Source organism: Rhodoferax sp., assembly GCF_039922535.1.
In the GTDB taxonomy this organism is placed as follows: domain Bacteria; phylum Pseudomonadota; class Gammaproteobacteria; order Burkholderiales; family Burkholderiaceae_C; genus Rhodoferax_B.
This window is the reverse complement of the sequence record NZ_JBDTEM010000194.1, coordinates 1-1,508: the sequence shown is the minus strand read 5'-3', so window position 1 is coordinate 1,508 and position 1,508 is coordinate 1. Positions and strand designations below refer to the sequence as shown.

General features: G+C 66.0%; 2 protein-coding genes. Both read left to right on the top strand.

The annotated features are described in order from the left end of the window. A partial coding sequence (locus tag ABI213_RS09235; protein ID WP_348026823.1) for a cobalamin biosynthesis protein occupies window positions 1-354 on the top strand: 354 nt, incomplete at its 5' end. Beyond that, on the top strand, window positions 345-1,301 hold the full coding sequence (locus ABI213_RS09230; RefSeq protein WP_348026821.1) for an aminotransferase class I/II-fold pyridoxal phosphate-dependent enzyme: 957 nt from the start codon (window positions 345-347) through the stop codon (window positions 1,299-1,301). The genes ABI213_RS09235 and ABI213_RS09230, both read left to right, overlap by 10 nt. Window positions 1,302-1,508: the final 207 nt, after the last annotated feature.

Genomic DNA, 1,508 nt, shown 5'->3' with positions numbered 1-1,508 from the left:
CGGGTGTGGGAGTGGGCGGGCAAATGGGCGGCCTGGGCCGATGACGTGCTGAGCTGGTTGCCCGCGCGCATCACCGCCGTGCTGCTGATGGTGCTGGCCTACCGCAGTGAATGGCGGGCGCTGGGTCAGCAGGCGCGGCTGACTCCTTCGCCCAACAGCGGCTGGCCTATGGCGGCGATGGCGCTGTGCCTGGGCGTGCGCCTGGGCAAGCCGGGCGTGTACACCTTGAACGCGGCGGGCCGCGTGCCCGCTTCGAAGGACACGCCCAAGGCTGTTTTTTATGCAAGAAATACGGTGCTAGCGCAGGTACTGCTTGCGGTGGCAGCTATGGTTTTGGTAGAAAAATGGTTGTGAACTTTGTGCATGGCGGCCCGGACGCACTGGGCGTGCCGCAGTATGACTTCTCCACCAACAGCAACGCCTGCGGGCCATGCCCCCACGCGCTGGCTGCCGTGCAACTGGCGGATGCCACGCGCTACCCCGACCCGCAGTACACGGCGCTGCAGGCGGACTTGGCGGATTTCCACGGTGTGGATGCCACTCGTGTACTGCTGGCGGCCAGCGCCAGCGAATTCATCTACCGTATGAGCGCGTTGCACCGGGGACAGGGCGTTTGCCTGCCAAGGCACCACTATGGCGACTACGCGCAAGCGGCGCAGGCCTGGGGTTTGCTGCCCGCCGATGCCCGCCGCGCACGGCTGCTGTGGGCCTGTGAACCGTCGAGTCCGCTAGGCCAGGCGCACCCGGATTTGGCAGCGTTGGTAGATGGTTTGCAAGCGCACCATAGCGTGGTGCTGGACTGCGCCTACGCCCCGCTGCGGCTGGAAGGCGCGCCCAGCCTGGATGCCGCACAAATGGACCGGGTGTGGCAAATGTGGACCCCCAATAAAGCGCTGGGCCTCACCGGCATCCGCGCCGCCTATGTGATTGCCCCGCTGGGGGCGGACACCTCCGCACTGCAGGCGTTGTGCCCGTCCTGGCCGGTGGGCGCGCACGGCGTGGCGATGTTGCAGGCCTGGTGCCAGCCTGCCAGCCAGCAATGGCTGGCGCAGAGCCTGGTGACGCTGCGGGCCTGGAAGGCGCGGCAAACCATTCTGTGCCGCACGCTAGGCTGGGAGTGTCTGCCCAGTACCGCGAATTTTTTTTGCGCCCGGCCGAGCGGGGACGACCTACCGCTGCGCCTGCAGCGCCTGCGCGCACGCGGCATCAAGCTGCGCGATGCTGCGTCGTTTGGCTTGCCCGGCTATGTGCGGCTGGGCGTGTTGCCACCGGGGGCACAGGATGCGTTGGGGCGGGGGTAGGGCGGCATCCATGGACCGGGCTCGGTGGCCTGCTGTTAGCTTCCCATTTGAGCGAGGGGCTATGCACCTCCGAGCGGTTCTCCACGTAAGAGTTGCCATGCGTCCTTGTACTCAACCATGGTCTGAGTTTCTACATTTACGGCCAGATTTCCGAGGGAGCGCTGCTTGTCTGGCGTCTTTATCAAGGGTTTCGCGTATTCGCGCTGA